The organism is Arthrobacter liuii (assembly GCF_014639275.1).
GTDB lineage: Bacteria > Actinomycetota > Actinomycetes > Actinomycetales > Micrococcaceae > Arthrobacter > Arthrobacter liuii.
On the sequence record NZ_BMFW01000033.1, the window covers coordinates 1 to 15,984 of the forward strand.

General features: G+C 63.5%; 13 protein-coding genes. 8 read left to right on the plus strand and 5 right to left on the minus strand.

What is annotated here, in order from left to right; translation table 11 throughout:
* From IEW19_RS19855 to IEW19_RS19875, 5 genes are all read right to left on the minus strand, one after another.
* Positions 1–496: aldo/keto reductase (locus tag IEW19_RS19855; protein ID WP_188573305.1), on the minus strand; the 496-nt coding region annotated here is incomplete at its 3' end.
* On the minus strand, positions 493–1,344 hold the full coding sequence (locus IEW19_RS19860; RefSeq protein WP_188573306.1) for an NAD-dependent epimerase/dehydratase family protein: 852 nt from the start codon (positions 1,342–1,344) through the stop codon (positions 493–495). The genes IEW19_RS19855 and IEW19_RS19860, both read right to left, overlap by 4 nt.
* Before the next feature lie 341 nt (positions 1,345–1,685).
* Positions 1,686–2,516, minus strand: coding sequence for a carbohydrate ABC transporter permease (locus IEW19_RS19865; RefSeq protein WP_188573307.1), 831 nt, complete (start codon positions 2,514–2,516; stop codon positions 1,686–1,688).
* The gene (locus IEW19_RS19870; protein WP_229748612.1) at positions 2,513–3,451 is read right to left on the minus strand and encodes a carbohydrate ABC transporter permease; all 939 of its coding nucleotides are present in this window, start codon (positions 3,449–3,451) and stop codon (positions 2,513–2,515) included. Before IEW19_RS19870 ends, IEW19_RS19865 begins: the two co-directional genes overlap by 4 nt.
* 72 nt (positions 3,452–3,523) lie before the next feature.
* Positions 3,524–4,786, minus strand: a complete 1,263-nt coding sequence (locus tag IEW19_RS19875; RefSeq protein ID WP_188573308.1) for an ABC transporter substrate-binding protein — start codon at positions 4,784–4,786, stop codon at positions 3,524–3,526.
* A 303-nt stretch (positions 4,787–5,089) separates the two neighbouring features.
* On the opposite strand from IEW19_RS19875, the gene IEW19_RS19880 reads away from it, so the two are divergent.
* From IEW19_RS19880 to IEW19_RS19915, 8 genes are all read left to right on the plus strand, one after another.
* The gene (locus IEW19_RS19880; protein WP_188573309.1) at positions 5,090–6,295 is read left to right on the plus strand and encodes a Gfo/Idh/MocA family protein; all 1,206 of its coding nucleotides are present in this window, start codon (positions 5,090–5,092) and stop codon (positions 6,293–6,295) included.
* A gap of 9 nt (positions 6,296–6,304) precedes the next feature.
* Positions 6,305–7,357, plus strand: a complete 1,053-nt coding sequence (locus tag IEW19_RS19885) for a LacI family DNA-binding transcriptional regulator (protein ID WP_188573310.1) — start codon at positions 6,305–6,307, stop codon at positions 7,355–7,357.
* Positions 7,358–8,759: 1,402 nt separating this feature from the next.
* Positions 8,760–9,749 (plus strand): LacI family DNA-binding transcriptional regulator, encoded by a 990-nt coding sequence (locus IEW19_RS19890; protein WP_188573311.1) that lies wholly within the window; start codon positions 8,760–8,762, stop codon positions 9,747–9,749.
* 2 nt (positions 9,750–9,751) lie between these two features.
* Entirely contained in the window at positions 9,752–10,732 is a 981-nt protein-coding gene (locus IEW19_RS19895; protein ID WP_188573312.1) for a 2-hydroxyacid dehydrogenase, read from the plus strand.
* Positions 10,729–11,946, plus strand: coding sequence for a D-mannonate dehydratase ManD (gene manD / locus IEW19_RS19900; RefSeq protein ID WP_188573313.1), 1,218 nt, complete (start codon positions 10,729–10,731; stop codon positions 11,944–11,946). Before IEW19_RS19895 ends, manD begins: the two co-directional genes overlap by 4 nt.
* A 2-nt stretch (positions 11,947–11,948) precedes the next feature.
* A complete protein-coding gene (locus IEW19_RS19905; protein WP_188573314.1) occupies positions 11,949–13,472 on the plus strand; it encodes a mannitol dehydrogenase family protein in 1,524 nt (507 codons plus the stop codon).
* Positions 13,469–14,521, plus strand: a complete 1,053-nt coding sequence (locus tag IEW19_RS19910; protein ID WP_188573315.1) for an NAD(P)-dependent alcohol dehydrogenase — start codon at positions 13,469–13,471, stop codon at positions 14,519–14,521. The genes IEW19_RS19905 and IEW19_RS19910 overlap by 4 nt, the downstream gene beginning before the upstream one ends.
* A 61-nt stretch (positions 14,522–14,582) precedes the next feature.
* Positions 14,583–15,965 carry an MFS transporter gene (locus tag IEW19_RS19915; protein WP_188573316.1) on the plus strand — a complete coding sequence of 461 codons (1,383 nt, stop codon included), beginning with the start codon at positions 14,583–14,585 and terminating at the stop codon, positions 15,963–15,965.
* Positions 15,966–15,984 lie beyond the last annotated feature (19 nt).

Sequence of the window (15,984 nt, forward strand, 5' to 3'; positions counted from 1 at the left end):
GGACCAGCAGGCTGTACTGCGGCTGTAGGGTTACGGGGGCGCTCCAGCCGTGGGCCTTGGCAATGTGGACCGCTTTGGTCATCTGCCATCCGAGGAAGTTGGAAAAGCCGTAGTAGGCGATCTTGCCATTGCTGACGGAGTCATGCAGGAACCGGAGCGTTTCTTCCAGCGGTGTGATGGGGTCCCATGCGTGCATCTGGTAGAGGTCGATTTGTTCCACTCCCAGGCGGCGGAGTGAGTCATCCAGGGCCCGAGTGAGGTGGCGGCGGGAGGTCCCGACGTCGTTCGGGGCCTCACCCATGGGGAAGCGGCCCTTGGTGGCAAGCACCACCCGCTCCCTGGCTTCTGGCCGCTGGGCAAGCCAACGGCCAATGATCTCCTCCGATACCCCGGCGCTGTAAACGTCCGCGGTATCGACGAAATTACCGCCGGCCTCAACATAACTGTCAAGGATGGCGTGCGACGTTTCCTCGGTGGCCTCGGCCCCGAACGTCATGGTTCCGAGCGCGTAGTTGGAAACNATTTCGGTTCGAAGCCCAGCAGCCGCCGGGCCTTGTCGATGGAGAGCATGGTTTCGTGTTCGCCCAGGTCCTTGACCACTTTCACGTTCGGGTAGACCTCTGCCGCGAGGCTGGAACTGGACCGGCTCATGACCGTGTCCGCGTTGGCGATGACGAATGCCTCGAACCCCGGTTTGCCGTTCTCCAGTGCCCGGAGCACCGCCTGCGCGCCGTCCCGGCCATCGATATAGCCCCAGAGGTTCCATTTGCGCAGCATGGGGTCGGAGTCGAAGGAAGGAAAGGCTTCGTAGTCTTCCGGATCCATGACGTTGGAGAACCGCAGCCCAACAATGCTCAGCTCCGGGTCCCAGCGCGTCAGCTCGATGGCCATCTGCTCCTCCAGTCGTTTCACGAGCGAATACGTGGTTTCCGGCCGGGCCGGGTACTCCTCGTCCACCGGGATATAGGGCGGGTCAACCTCGAACGGTGTGCCCAACACCGTCTCACTGGAGGCGTACACCACCTTCTTGATCCCGGCCCGGCGGGCCGCCTGAAACACGTTATACGTGGAGAGCATGTTGTTCTCAAAGGTCGCCGCGTCAGGCAGGAGACCTGGAGCGGGGACCGCGCCCAGGTGAACGACGGCATCGAAGCCCGTGTGCCGGCGGTCCACGCCCAGGAACGCATCCACAACCTGGCCGTAGTCCCGCAGGTCCACCACCACAAGACCGGGGCTTCGTTCACCAACCCGGTCCAGATTCAACACCCAGTGCCCCTCCTCCGCAAGCTGCCGCACCACATGCCGGCCCAGCTTGCCGCTTCCACCAGTCACCGCAATCCTCATTAACGCTCCCTCAACACATTCGACTGTTTCACCACGCGCAGACTCGAAGCCCGCCGTGAGGGATCCTGGCCACGCTGACCGACCCAGCCACCTCCAAACCAACCTAAACCGGGAGCCGTCCCTGGCGCGTGGCCCTTCCGGTCCTAGGACAGCCAGACCTACCACCGCTCAAAACGTGGGCCTCCCTTCACCACCGGAGGTGACTGACTTCTCGTCCGGCGACCGGCGGAACTTAAATATGGCAACCATTCATGGCCCGACGGTACTTCCTCGGGGGATGGTTAGCTGCGTGAGTCCTGGCTGTGTCTCAAGTCAGCCCTAGAAGGTCGGCCTTCAATGTCTTATTTCTCGGCACCTGCGACCATGCCCTTAATGAAGTATTTCTGCAGGAACAGGTAGGCGACCAGCACCGGGACGACGGCTATCAAGGATGCTGCCGCTGCGGCTCCGAGGTTGCTGCTTTGTTGAGAGAAGAAGGAGCCGATGGCCGGGGCGATGGTCTGCACACTGGGCTTTGCCAGCAGGTAGCCGGAGAGTGAGAACTCGTTCCATATCGAGACTCCAGAGAGGATGATCACGGTGGCGGTAACAGGCTTGAGTACGGGAAAGATGATGCGGAACAAGATTTGCAGCGTGTTGGCGCCATCCACGGTGGCTGCTTCCTCGATGGATAACGGCAATGAGCGCATGAACGCGGTATACAGGAAGATCGCCAGTGGAAGATGGCCTGTCACCATAACGGCGATCTCGCCCCAATAGCTGTTGATGGCGTGCAGTTGGTTCATCATGGTGTAGAGCGGGACCAGGATGCTCAGCGGCGGAACCATGATGAGCCCAACTATTACCAGTGACACCGTTTTGTTGAGGGACGTCAGCCGGCGGGCCAGCGGGTAAGCTGCCATAGCCCCGAGAAGGCAGACCAGTACGGTGGAGATGACCGTGATCAGAACGCTGTTGCCGACGGCCCGCAGGATATTGCCCTGATTTAGAGCAGTGAGGAAGTTACCAAAGAATAGGGCGCTCGGCGGTACCAGTTGTGACGACCGGTCGTCGATCGGCTTGAACGCGGTGGTGACAGCGACGTAGAACGGCACCAGTTGGATGAGGGCGGCCAGCAGCAAGACCACACCGACCATGGCGTTGAACAGGCGGTTGGTGGACAGGTGCATCATGCCTCCAGGCGATGGCGGTTGAGCAGGGAGTTCAGAACCAGGGTGAACAGGACAATCATGAGGAAGAGGACCACTCCCATCGCCGAGGCGTAACCGGCGCTCTGGTTATCGAAGTAGACAACACCGATGAGGGTGGACACTGAGTTGGTGGAGTAGCCCGGCCCCCCGCCGGTCATCACCTTGATCACATCGAACAATTTGAGGCCACCAATGAGGTTCAGCACGATGCTGGTGGCGAAGGCCGGCTGGAGCAGCGGCAAGGTGATGTTGGTGAACTGTTTCCAACCGCGTGCCCCGTCCAGCATGGAGGCTTCGTAGTATTCGGATGGTATGGATTGCAGCCCGGCCAGGTAGATGATCATTGAGATGCCCACAAATTGCAGCGTGTTGACCGCGACGATTATGGCTATGGCAGCGGTGGAGTTGCTGAGCCATGCAACCCTGTCCATGCCGAGAGCGGTGACGACGTCATTGAAGGCACCGTTGTTGTAGCCGAACAGCAGGTAATACATCGTGCCCATGATCACCGGGGATACCAGAACGGGCAGGTAGATGACGGCGCGGGCGGCGTTCCTGCCCCTTAGGGGCCGGTCCAGGGCCATTGCCAGTCCGAGCCCGAAAACCTGCTGGAAGAGGGTGCTCCCGAGGCCGTAAACCACTGTGTTGGTCAGGACCATGCGAAAGGTGTCGTCAGAAAAAAGACGTGTGTAGTTGGCCAGGCCCACCATCGCCTTCTCGGGGCTGTAGCCGTCCCAGTTGGTGAAGGACAGGCCCACGCCATTGATCAGCGGGTACACGGTGAAGACGGCGAACAGCAGCAGTGCGGGCATATAGAGCAGGTTGACCAGTCCGCCCTTGCGGCGGCGACGGCGGGCAACATGGGGTGGTGTTGTGGCGGGAAGAGGGCTTGGTTTGGTGATGAGGGTTTCGGCCACGTGTAGTCTCCTGGGTGTCAACTGCGGTGCCGGGAGGAACGGTATTGCGTTCCTCCCGGCGGTGGTGAAGTGTTACTTTCCTTGCCCGTAAAGGCTCTTGAAGTCGCTTTCAACCTGGCCCAGGGCCGCGTCGACACTTGACTGCTTGGTGATGATCGAGTCGGTGGTGGTGACCATGGTGTTCCACATCCCGTTGGGCAGGTAGACGCGGTCAAAATAGGGCACGAGGGTGGTCTTGGCCTGGGTCATCCATTGGTCGTAGCTGGCCTGGACGGCACCCATGTTTGCTGTGGCGTTCGTGAGGCCCGGCGCCGAACCGGCTGACTGGGCCAGTTTGGATTCGTTCGCCGGTTCGGCGAGGTAGGCAAGGTACTTCTTGGCATCCTCAGTGTGGGCGCTCGTCTTGGAGATGCCGTAGGCATTCATCTCGCCGCCCACAAGATAGCTTGGGCCGGAGGTCAGGGACGGAATGGGCATGAAGCCCAGGTTCGCCTTCGGGTTGTACTGCAGAGCGTTGTTGATGCGGTTGTTCTGGCTGAAGATGAAGGCGGCTTGGCCTTGAGCCAGCGCCTGATCCATGTCAGTGGTGGCTGCGGAGGCGTAATCGGGGTTGAAGTATCCTTGGTCCCGCCATTTGGCCACCAAATCCAGCACGGTCTTGTATTTATCGCCTACAAAGGTGCCGTTCTTCAGCTGCGCCAGCTCGTCCTTCGTGTAGGCCCCGGGGGAGATCCAGTCGGTAAGGTTTCCGGCGGGTCCATTGGCCTTGCCGGAGACCGTGATAGGTGTGACGCCGTGGGCTTTGACAGCGGCCGCTGCGGTCTCAAAGTCACCCCACGTTTTGATGGTCCCGACGCTGACGCCAGCCTTGTCCAATACATCCTTGTTATAGATGATGCCGGCGATGTCCGTGTCAATCGGCATCGCGTAGAAGGCACCGGTGCTGTCCTTCATGGCGTCACTGAGGGCAGGGTTGAAGTTCGTGGCCCAGGCTTCGTTCTGCAGGGGCAACAGGAATTTGCTGTAACGGTCCCGCGACCAGCCGTGTGTCCACCAGATGTCCGGAACGTTGCCCGAAGCCAGCCGTACCTTCATGTCTTTCTCATAGGTGGTGCTGTTTGGCACCAGATTTATTTTCACGGTGGGGTTCGCCTGTTGGAAGCTGTTTGTGACTTCTTTAAGCGTGCTGAGCAGCTTGGAGTCCACAGCGAGTCCGGTCTGAACTTCGATACTGCCGTCTCCGCTGCTGCCGGCGGCGTCACCGGACGCGCCGCAACCAGCCAGTGAAAGGGAAATGACCACACCTGCGGCCAGCAAAGTAAATCCAGACTTCATCGTCGATCCTTACGTAGGTGTCGATACCACCTCCTCCGAGGGGCGGAGGAGAGCGAATGGGCGCATCACGGACAGCGGCATGGCTGGGTGATGTGTGATGTGGGCTACACATCTTCGCTGCAATTTACACGTGTAGCAGAAGCGGCACAACACCTTTTCGCATCTGTTTCAAAAGAAGTGTGGTCGGCGTCGCGAGGCTATTGACTCGAGTAGATAAACGTTGCAATACTCCAGGGAAGGAATGTGTGAACTGCCTCATCCCGGCCGTCGCGTTCCCCCACCCATCCTTAGAAAGGCTTTCCGATGCCCATTTCCCTCGGACTCGTTGGAGCCGGCCAGTTCGCCGGCCAGTTCGCCAAGCTCTTCAAGCTGCATCCCGGCGTGAACAGCATCGTCGTCACCGATGTGCTGCCGGAACGCGCGACGGCCCTGGTTGCTCAGGAAAATCTAGACGGAGTCGTCGAGGACTTCGATGCGCTGCTCGCCTCTGATGTGGACGCAGTCGCCATCTTCACCCAACGGTGGACCCACGGTCCGCTCGTCGTTCAGGCGCTGCGGGCCGGCAAGCACGTTTATTCCGCCGTTCCGATGGCCATTTCGGAAGACGAAATAGCCGCCATCATCGATGCCGTCCGCGAAACCGGGCTGACCTACATGATGGGCGAAACCAGCTACTACAACCCCGCAACCGTCTATGCCCGCAATAAAAACGCCGCCGGCGCCTTCGGCCGAATCTTCTACGCAGAGGGCGACTACGTCCACGACATGGACCTCGGCTTCTACGAGGCCTACCAGTACAGCGGTGGCGAAAACTGGAAGAGCACCGCCAGCTACCCGCCCATGCTGTACCCGACCCACTCAGTGGGCGGAGTGCTCGGCGCACTGCCATCCCATGCTGTCAGCGTCAGCTGCATCGGCGTGAAAGATGACCGAGGGGACGGTGTCTTCGACAAGGAAATCAGCATGTTCAACAACGACTTCTCCAACGCCACCGCGCTGTTCGAACTCAACGACGGAGGAGCCATGCGCATCAACGAAATGCGCAGGGTCGGTTACCCCTCGCACATCCGCGAATCCCGGTTCCGGTACTTCGGCACCGAAGCCAGCATGGAACAGCTCGCCGAAATCAGCGTCTGGCAGGACAAAGAGAAAGTCACCGACATCTCAGGTGAACTTGCAACCGACGCGACCATGTCCCCCGACGACCCTGCCCTGGCCAACGTTGCTCCCGCCCTGCGCGCTGCCTTCATTTCCGGCCACGCAGCAGTCCACGACGTCAGCCGGCTGCCCCAAGAGTTGGAAGGAGCACCCAACGGACACGAAGGCAGCCACCACTTCCTCGTAGACGATTTCGTCACCGCAGCAAACAAGGGCACCCTTCCCCCGGTGAACGCATGGGTAGCCGCACGCTACACCCTGCCTGGTATCGTGGCGCACCGCTCGGCACTGCAGAACGGCGAACGCCTCCCGATCCCCGATTTCGGAGACGCGCCGACCTCTGCGCATTAGCATTTACCCATGACCGAAATAGCCGTGCAGCCCCCGCGCACCCCCGTGACCCGCAAGGACGTGGCACGGTACGCGGGGGTCAGCACTGCCGTCGTAAGTTACGTAGTGAATTCGGGGCCCAAAAACGTCGCCCCGGCCACTGCCGCACGAGTCCTAGACGCCATCCGCATCCTCGGCTACCGTCCCAACGCCGCAGCCCGCGCGCTGAAGCTGGGCTCCACCGAAATGCTCGGGCTGGTCCTGCCCGACAACAGCAACCCCTTTTTCGCCGAATTCGCCAGGGAAATTGAAATCGCGGCCGGCAACCACGGTTACGCTCTGCTGCTGGCCAATTCAAACGGCAACGTCTCCGAGGAACACCGGCACCTTCGCAACCTAGCTTCCCGGCAAGTTGACGGAGTCATTCTTGCCAGCAACTCCATGAATGAACCCGTCACGCGGAACATCCTGACCAGCGACCTGCCGACTGTGCTGCTGAACCAAGCGGTGCCCGTGCCCGGCATGGCATCTGTGGGTGCGGACTTCCGCGCCGGGGCCGCCGACGCGGTGCGGCACCTCATCGGGCACGGGCATACCGAAATCGCGCTGCTAATGGGAGCCGGAACCAGCACCATCACCGACGAGAGGGAACTGGGCTGGCTCGATGCACTGGCCGAGGCCGGGCTCCCCGAGGGACCTATCGCCCGTGCACCATTCACCCGCGAGGGCGGCTACAGAGGCGGCCAACGGTTGGTGCGAGGCGCGCACCGCCCTACCGCGGTGTTCTGCAGCAGCGACCTCCAAGCCATCGGGCTGCTGCGGGCACTGCACGAGGCCGGGCTATCCATTCCGGAGGACGTCGCCGTGGTTTCCTTCGACGGCTCTGCTGAATCAATGTACAGCTGGCCTGCTCTTACCACCGTCCGGCAGCCCTTGGCCGACATGGCAGCAGCGGCGGTGAACGCGGTTCTACCAGCCGGAGGGAAGACGCCGCTTACCCATGAGGTCTTCCCCACCGAACTGATCATTCGCAGATCCTGCGGATGCGACTCCCTCCCAACTACACCCCAACGTAACGCTTGAGCGCTGTTTGACCGTATCTATAATGTCGGCTGCTAAACCATGAAGTAGGAGCAGCTCCAAACGCGCATGGAGAATGAGGTTATCGCAGCATCAGCGAAGGCCACCTAATAAATCACTGTGTCTCTTTCCCTCAGGCCTTGCGCCAAATTGGACTACACCCGAACCTGACGCGGGGCTACGGGCCACGCGCGCCAGAGTGGTCCCGGTTTTCTTCTTCCCTGCCACGTTGGGCATGGAACGCCTAGCTCCAACCTGACACTGAGCCCCGCTCTGACTGCCAGCCGACAAGGCAGACGAGGGTGTGGACAGTGTCCACACCCTCTTTGGTAGGACCAACGTCGCTGTCGGTCCCGCGGAGCATGCTTCGAACCACTTCCCGGTCCGCCTTTTTGCGCATTCGCTAACAGTCATGTTGTTCCCAATCCCCCGGCACGTGAATAGGTGTAGGCCACACCGGGTCTACCCGACGCAACCGGAACGAGGAACCACCAGAACCCAGTCACAGCAGGCAGCAGGCCATCAGCCAGGGACTTGAACCCGCCCCCACACACCTGAATAGGCCTCGCGGCGACCAGGCCACAGCCCGCGACCCAACTCGTCAGATAACGCGACCGAAAGCTTTGTCAACACGTCAAAGCAAGATCGCCCCTGACGAGGCGATCTGTCGTGCCCGAGGTGGGACTCGAACTACATTCCAGCCCCTGCAAACACTGGGAACCCGGGAAAACATGCGGAATCCTACCCAGTCCGAAGGCCTTTCGGCCCAGTACGAGACGAAAAGTGTGCACATTGTCCACACCCCCTTTCGGGGGCGCTGGAGGACCTACCGGGGCACCAGATGCTCGGAAATCTTGGCGGCAGAGTCCAGCAAGTCGATACTCTCCGCGGCGACTTCGACGACGAGGTCGAAGCCTTCATCCGTAGGGAAGTCATGCCGGTAAATGCTGGCGGAGCGCGTCCAGCATGCCGAGGTGCTCGCGCTGTGTAGCCAGCAACTCTTCGTTGTCAGGTATGGACCGCCACATGCACCCCTGATCGTAAAGACGGACACCGCCTCGATCTGTGCGCACAGGACGTTGTCGGCAGGCGCCCCACCGATCAGCCGGTAAAACTCCCACCAAGCCTCCCCTACCAGCGCACGGGAACGCAGCAACGCGGTTCAGCGAACATGGGACGCCCTGCTCTGGAGATTCCTCTAGGCACACGGCATCTAGCTCATTGAGTCGTTGCGGGACGGCGATGACCGCGGTTCTCTCCGAAGCCTAGAAAAAGCAGGCGATGTCCACGCACACCTAAAAAGACGAACTGTCGCTGTGACGCGAGTCATGGAAAACTCTTGACAAGCTTGTACAAGTTTTTCATACTTTGAGGGAAGGATTTTAACGAAGCAACTGGAGGATCGATGCCGGCCAAACTCACTGACGTCGCAAAGCTCGCCGGCGTCTCGCTTGCCACGGCATCACGGGCATTTGGTGACCCGGGACGGCTCGCCGCGGAAACCCGGCAGAAGGTCATGGACGCTGCCACCCAGCTCGGGTACGACGTCCCGGGCCTGAACGGCAGCCGCACCTTCGGCGTCGTGGTTCCGGACATTTCCAACGCCGTGTTCGCCGCGCTCATCAAGGCCATCCAGGACCAGGCGTGGCACGGCCGCCACCGGATGGTCCTGGCAGATACTGCCGAGTCCTCCGCCCGGGAACGCGAGCACCTGTCAGCCTTCGCCACTGGCGTGGACGGCATCATCCTCTGCTCCCCTCGACTTCCCTCCGACCAGATTCATGAATTGGCGGGCAACGCACCCCTCGTGGTGATCAATGGCGAGGCAGACCATGCGGCGCGCGTCCTGATGGAAGTCGGGGAGGGGCTGCGGCAGGCCGTCGAACACCTCTACGCACTGGGCCACCGCAAGGTCGCCTACATCCCGGGGCCCGCCTCCTCCTGGGCGAACGGCCAGCGCTCCGCCGCCGTCACCCGCCTCTGCGCTGAGTGGGGCATCGAGCTGGTCAGCGTGGGCAACCAGAACGCCACGGTCGACGGCGGGCTGGCAGCGGCGGCGTCGGTGGTGGCCAGCGGTGCCACGGCAGTAATTGCCTACAACGACCTCGTGGCCATCGGCATGCTCGCCGGTGCCCGCACGCTCGGCTACCACTGCCCCGAGGACATCAGCGTTGTGGGCATCGACGACCTCGACATCGCCGCGGCGGCGGAACCCGGCCTGACCTCCGTCCGCGTTCCCATCAGCCGAAGCGGCTCCCTGGCCCTGGAACTCCTCCTCGAACAGATCGCCGGCAGGCCAACCGCCACTGAAGCAGTACACCTCAACTCCCAGCTCATCGTCCGCGGCTCCACCTTCGCTGCCCGCACCGCAGACCACACCCTCCAGGGAAAGTAACCATGAGAATCGTCATCGCAGACCCAAATCTGATGCCCCAGCGCGCCACCTTCGAGGCGGCCCTGCCGGAGGGCTCCGTTACCTCGTGGCACGAAAGCTGGAACGAACACTCCGTTCTGACCGACCTGAAGGACGCAGACGTCTACGTCGGCCCGAAATTCACGGCGGCCATGGGCGCCGAAGCAGAGAACCTGCGCCTGGTCCATGTCGCCGGAGCCGGCTACGACGGCATCGACGCGGACGTGCTGCCGGCCGGCACAGTCTGCGCAAACACCTTCCACCATGAAGGCTCCATCGCCGAATACATTGCCACGGCACTCGTGGTACTGCGGCGCAACCTGCTGGGTCAGGATGCCGCACTGCGCACAGGCGTCTGGTCCTCGTCGGTCTACTCCCCCGACATCCGCCAGCCTGAAACGCTGAGCGGTGCCGTTGTCACGTTCCTGGGTTTCGGCCACATTGGTAGCGCCGCGTGGCGGCTGCTCCAAGCGTTCGGCGCGGAAGGCATCGCCATCACTCGCAGCGGATCGGTCAACCCCGAAGAGCACGGCCTCAGGTGGACCGGCACCACGGACCGCCTCGGGGAGGCGCTCAGCGAATCCGATGTGCTGGTGGTCAGCATACCGCTGGACGCCGGAACCACTTCGCTGATCGGCGCTGCCGAACTGGACGACCTCGGTCCCGACGGACAGGTCGTCAACGTTGCCCGCGGCCCGGTCGTCGATGAAACTGCGCTTTATGAAGCCCTGAAGGACCGCCGGATCGCCGGCGCCGCCATCGACGTCTGGTACCAGTACCCCGGCACCGACGGCCGCGGCGAACCGTCCGCCCTGCCGTTCGGCCGGCTCGACAACATCATCATGACCCCGCACTCCTCCGGCGTCACGGCGGAAACCTTCCGCGGCCGCGCGCTCGAAATAGCAGAGAACATCACCCGCCTGTCCACGAACCAGCCCCTGAAGAATGTAGTGATTTCCCGATGACCCGAAAAATCGTCAACGTCGACGTCCTCGTCACCAGTCCCAGCCGCAACTTCGTCACCCTGAAGATCACTACCGACGACGGCATCGTCGGCTGGGGTGACGCCACCCTCAACGGCCGCGAACTGTCCGTGGCCAGCTACCTCCGCGACCACCTCGCCCCCGCCCTCCTCGGCCGGGACGCCGACCGCATCGAAGACACCTGGCAATACTTCTACCGGGGCGCCTACTGGCGGCGCGGTCCGGTGACCATGGCCGCCATCGGCGCGATCGACCTGGCCCTTTGGGACATCAAGGGCAAGGCCCTGGACGTCCCCGTCTACCAGCTGCTCGGCGGCGCCGCCAGGGACAAGATCCTTACCTACACCCACGCCACCGGCTGGGACCTCCCCGAACTCCTCGACTCCGTGGACAAACGCCGGGAACAGGGCTTCCGCGCCGTCCGCGCCCAGTCCGGTGTCCCGGGCCTGGACAAGGTCTACGGCGTAACGAAGGGTGCCGCAAGCTACGAGCCCGCCGGCCGCGGCGCCGGACCGGTCGAAGAGGACTGGGACACCTCCGCCTACCTCCGCCACGCGCCGAAGGTCCTCTCCGCCGTCCGCGAGCACGTGGGCCCGGACCTCAAGCTCCTCCACGACGTGCACCACCGGCTCAACCCCACCGAAGCCGCCCGGCTGGCCCGGTCCCTGGAGGACGTGGACCTGTTCTGGCTCGAGGACGTCACCCCGGCGGAAAACCAGCGGCTCCTTCGTGCCCTTCGCCAGCAGACCACCATCCCGCTGGCCATCGGCGAGGTGTTCAACACCATCTGGGACTGCGAGCACCTCATCACCGAACGCCTCATCGACTTCATCCGTACCGCCGTCGTCCACGCTGGAGGCATCTCCCACGTCCGCAAGATCCTCGCCCTGGCAGAGGTCTACCAAATCAAGGGCGCACCGCACGGCCCCTCCGACGTCTCGCCGATCAACCTCTCCGCCTCGCTCCACCTGGGCCTGGCCACCAGCAACTTCGCCATCCAGGAATACATGGGCTACGACCCCCTGGTGTCAGAGGTGTTCCAGTCGAGCTTCCGGTTCGAGGACGGCTACCTGCACCCCGGCGACGAGCCCGGCCTGGGCGTCCACGTGGACGAGGCTGCCGCCGCCCGCTTCCCGTACAAGCAGGCCTACCTGCCCATCGCCCGCGAGCTCGACGGCTCCATGAAGGACTGGTAACCATGCCTTCCACTCCCGCACTGTCCAAGACCACCCCCGGCATCCTCCGGCGGTCCGCAGCACCCGCCGCCGGCATCGTGCACCTGGGCCTCGGCAACTTCCACCGCGCCCACCAGGCCATCTACACAGACGCCGCCGTCACCGCCAATGGCGGCGACTGGGGCATCATCGGCGTCGCCAGCCGCTCCACCGCAATTCCGGACGCGATGCACGCCCAGGACATGCTCTACACCGTCGTCGAAATTTCCCCCAAGGGCTCTCGGTTCTCCGTTCCCCGGGTCCACACAGATGCCTTCACGGCCGCCGCCAACCCGGGCCGGGTAGTCAAAGCCATTGGCGACGGCGGCACCAGGATCGTGTCCCTCACGGTCACCGAAAACGGCTACAACTACACCCCGGCCACCGGCTCCCTCAACATGCAGGACCCTGCCATCCAGCACGACCTCGTGAAGCCCGGCTCACCGCAAACACCGATCGGACAGATCGTCCGAGGCCTGCAGCACCGTGCACGGACCCATGGCGAACCCGTCACCATCCTCAGCTGCGACAACCTCGCCGACAACGGCCACCACACACAGCGGCTGGTCCGCGAGTTCGCCTCACTCCTCCCGGCGGGCGAGGCCGCTGAAACGTTGGCCTTCATCGACGCGAACACCAGCTTCCCGTCGTCCATGGTGGACAGAATCGTGCCGGCTACCACCGACCACTACCGCGGCCTGGTCGCCTCACAGCGCGGCTACAGAGACCGGATCCCGGTCCCGGCCGAGCCCTTCACCATGTGGATCGTCGAGGACAACTTCATCGCCGGACGCCCCACCTGGGAAGCCGGCGGCGCGGTGTTCTCCGACGAAGTCGCCGGCTACGAACAGCTGAAGGTCCGGCTCCTCAACGGAACCCACTCCCTCATCGCCTACCTCGGCGCCCTCACCGGGGCCGCCACCATCCCCGACGCAGTCGCAAACCCGGACATCGAACTGGCCGCCCGGACTGTCCTCCGCAACGAGTACCTACCCAGCGTCTCCGTGCCGTCCAGCGTGGACGTGGACGCCTACGAGGAACAGCTCTTCTCCCGCTGGCGGAACACCTCGCTGGGTCACCGCACCAGCCAAGTGGGCTCCGACGGATCCGTCAAACTCCGCCAGCGGATCCCGCTGCCCGCCCTGAAGATGCTCGACGAGGGCAGGACGCCGCAGCTGCTGGCCCTCACCACTGCCGCGTATCTCGCCTGCATCGCACCGCTGCCCGGGTTCGACCCCGGACCACAGGCTCATGCTATGGAGGATCCGGCCCGTGGGCTGCTCGCCGATCTGGCCGGAGGTTCCCGATCGGGAGCCGACCTCGCCGGCAAGGTCCTCGACGATTACCACCTCCTCGGCGAAGCCCTGGCCGAACGCGGTGAATTCATCGCCCGTACGGGCGAGTTCATCGACATCATCCACTCCGCGGGACCGGTGGCCGCCATCGCGGCAGCCAACAGCTCCCTCTCCTCCGCTACCTCCCATCAATCCGCCCGGAGCACGCCATGACCACCCAAGCCATTTCAGAAACGAACGCAGCCGGACTCCCTTCCGGTACCCAGGCCGCGGTACTGCACGGTGCCCGCGACCTGCGCATCGAGCACAGGCCGCTGCCCGCTCTCGGACCCAACGACCTCCTGGTCGAAATGAAGTCCGGCGGGATCTGCGGCTCGGACATGCATTACTTCGCCGACGGCCGGAACGGCACCAACGTGCTGCGCCAGCCCACCGTCCTCGGCCACGAGGGCGCCGGGGTCGTCACCGCGGCGGGACCCGAGGCGAAAGTCGCCCCCGGCACCGCCGTCGTCATTGAACCCGCCCTGCCCTGCCGCGAATGCGCCACCTGCCTCTCGGGGCGCTACAACCTCTGCCCCACCGGCACCTGCTTCGGTTCCCCGCCCACCGACGGGATCTTCGCCCGTCACGTGGTGGTCCCCGAAGCCGCCGTCCACGTTTTGCCACCCAGCATCCCGGCCGAAATAGGCGCAGCGATTGAACCGCTCGCCGTTGCAGTCTGGGCCGTGGAACGGGCCCAGGTCCAGAAGAACCATCGGGTGCTGGTCACCGGCGCCGGGCCCATCGGCCTGCTGGTCGCCCAGGTGGCCGCCGTCCGCGGGGCCTCCGAGATCGTGGTGACGGATGTGAACGACGACCGCCTCGCCGTCGCCGCCAGGTTCGGCGCCACCCGCACTATCAACACCGCCACCGCCCCGCTTGACCTGACCGGCATGGACCGCCTGATCGAATGCTCCGGCAACCCCCGGGCCCTGGCGGAAGGAATCCAAACGCTGGCTCCTGCAGCCCGTGCCACGGTCGTGGGCCAGGCCAAACCCACCGTCGATGGCATCCCGCTCGGATTCCTCCAGCGTTACGAGATCGACCTCGTCACAGCGTTCCGCTACGCCAACGCCTTCCCCACTGCGATCGAACTCGCCGCCTCCGGCGCCGTGGACCTGCCATCCATCATCACCGCCACCTACCCCCTCGAAAACGCCGAAGCCGCCCTCACGGCACCGGTTACCGACCCCACCAACCTCAAAGTACTCATCACCTACTAACCCGGTCACCCGCTTATCCAGCAACAGACAACACAGGCATCCCATTCAAAGGAGTATGGACATGACCACAGCAGCACACGTTCCCCCTGGGGGAATCGATCAAAGCAAAGTCCGGAAGGCCGCCGTCGCCGGCCTGATCGGCACCACCCTGGAACTGTATGACTTCGTCATCTACGGCACCGCCTCCGCGCTCGTCTTCAGCAAACTGTTCTTCCCCAACGTCTCCCCCGCCGCGGCCCTGATCGCCAGCTTCACCACGTTCGCCGTCGGCTTCCTGTTCCGCCCCCTCGGCGGCGTCTTCTTCTCGCACTTTGGTGACCGGCTCGGCCGCAAATGGGTCCTGGTGGTTACCCTGCTCCTGATGGGCGGCGCCACACTGGCCATCGGCCTGCTGCCCACTTTCGACCAGATCGGCATCTTCGCCCCGGTCCTGCTCTGCGTCTGCCGCGCAGCCCAGGGCTTCGGTGCAGGCGCCGAACAGTCCGGCGGTGCCACGCTGCTCACCGAATCCGCAGCCCCCGGCACCCGCGGCAAGCTCGCCTCTCTCATCATGGTCGGCGCCGCCGCCGGCACCGCCCTCGGCGCTCTCGTTTGGATCGCTGCCCAGTCACTGGCCCCCAACGACATGCTGACCTGGGGCTGGCGCCTGGTCTTCCTCTCCAGCATCTTCGTCACCATCGCCGCGCTGGTTATCCGGCGCAAGCTGGATGAGTCCCCCGTCTTCGAAGAGATCAAGCAGGCCCGCACCGAGCCGCCAGCACCACTAAAGGAAGTTGCCCGGAGCGGCAAGGCCAACGTGCTGCGCGTCATCCTCATGAACCTCGGCGTCAGCACCCAGTCCTACACGATCCAGGTGTTCATGGCCTCCTACCTGATCACCGTCGTCGGAACCGACCCCAAGTTCATCCCGCCGGTCCTCCTCATCGGCGCCCTGTGCGGCGGTGTCGCAGCGGTGTCCTTCGGAATCCTCTCCGACAAGGTCGGCCGGCGCCGGGTGGTCTCCCTCATCACCGGAGCCCTCATCCTCTTCCCGGCACCAGCCTTCATGCTGCTGACCACCGGCTCACCCGTGGCCATTGTGCTGGTCATCATCGTGGGCTTCATGCTCGCCTGCCAGGGCGTGGTGGGCGTACACATGAGCTACTTCCCGGAGATCTTCGGCAGCCGCTACCGCTACGCTGGCGTCACCCTGGGCCGCGAATTCTCCTCCATCATCGGCGGCGGCGTCGCCCCCATGATCTGCGCAGCGCTCCTCGGAGCCTTCAGCAACTCCTGGATCCCGGTAGCCATCTACATGTCTCTGACCATGCTCGTCAGCTTCATCGCGACCAGGCTCTCACCGGAAACCCTGAACCGGGACCTAACCCACCCGGAGGACGCCCGCCACGATGCCGTCGAGGCGCCGGTATCGGCAGAATTAGCCGCCACCCGATTGGTCAAGTAGTCCAGCAACAGCGCACGAC

Bases quoted from the DNA above. Each gene is read 5' to 3' on its own strand.
- IEW19_RS19885 (WP_188573310.1), top strand. From the start codon at position 6,305: ATGACCGAAATAGCCGTGCAGCCCCCGCGCACCCCCGTGACCCGCAAG.
- IEW19_RS19905 (WP_188573314.1), top strand. From the start codon at position 11,949: ATGCCTTCCACTCCCGCACTGTCCAAGACCACCCCCGGCATCCTCCGG.
- IEW19_RS19915 (WP_188573316.1), top strand. From the start codon at position 14,583: ATGACCACAGCAGCACACGTTCCCCCTGGGGGAATCGATCAAAGCAAA.
- IEW19_RS19890 (WP_188573311.1), top strand. From the start codon at position 8,760: ATGCCGGCCAAACTCACTGACGTCGCAAAGCTCGCCGGCGTCTCGCTT.
- IEW19_RS19880 (WP_188573309.1), top strand. From the start codon at position 5,090: ATGCCCATTTCCCTCGGACTCGTTGGAGCCGGCCAGTTCGCCGGCCAG.
- IEW19_RS19910 (WP_188573315.1), top strand. From the start codon at position 13,469: ATGACCACCCAAGCCATTTCAGAAACGAACGCAGCCGGACTCCCTTCC.
- IEW19_RS19875 (WP_188573308.1), bottom strand. From the start codon at position 4,786: ATGAAGTCTGGATTTACTTTGCTGGCCGCAGGTGTGGTCATTTCCCTT.
- IEW19_RS19865 (WP_188573307.1), bottom strand. From the start codon at position 2,516: ATGATGCACCTGTCCACCAACCGCCTGTTCAACGCCATGGTCGGTGTG.
- IEW19_RS19895 (WP_188573312.1), top strand. From the start codon at position 9,752: ATGAGAATCGTCATCGCAGACCCAAATCTGATGCCCCAGCGCGCCACC.
- manD (WP_188573313.1), top strand. From the start codon at position 10,729: ATGACCCGAAAAATCGTCAACGTCGACGTCCTCGTCACCAGTCCCAGC.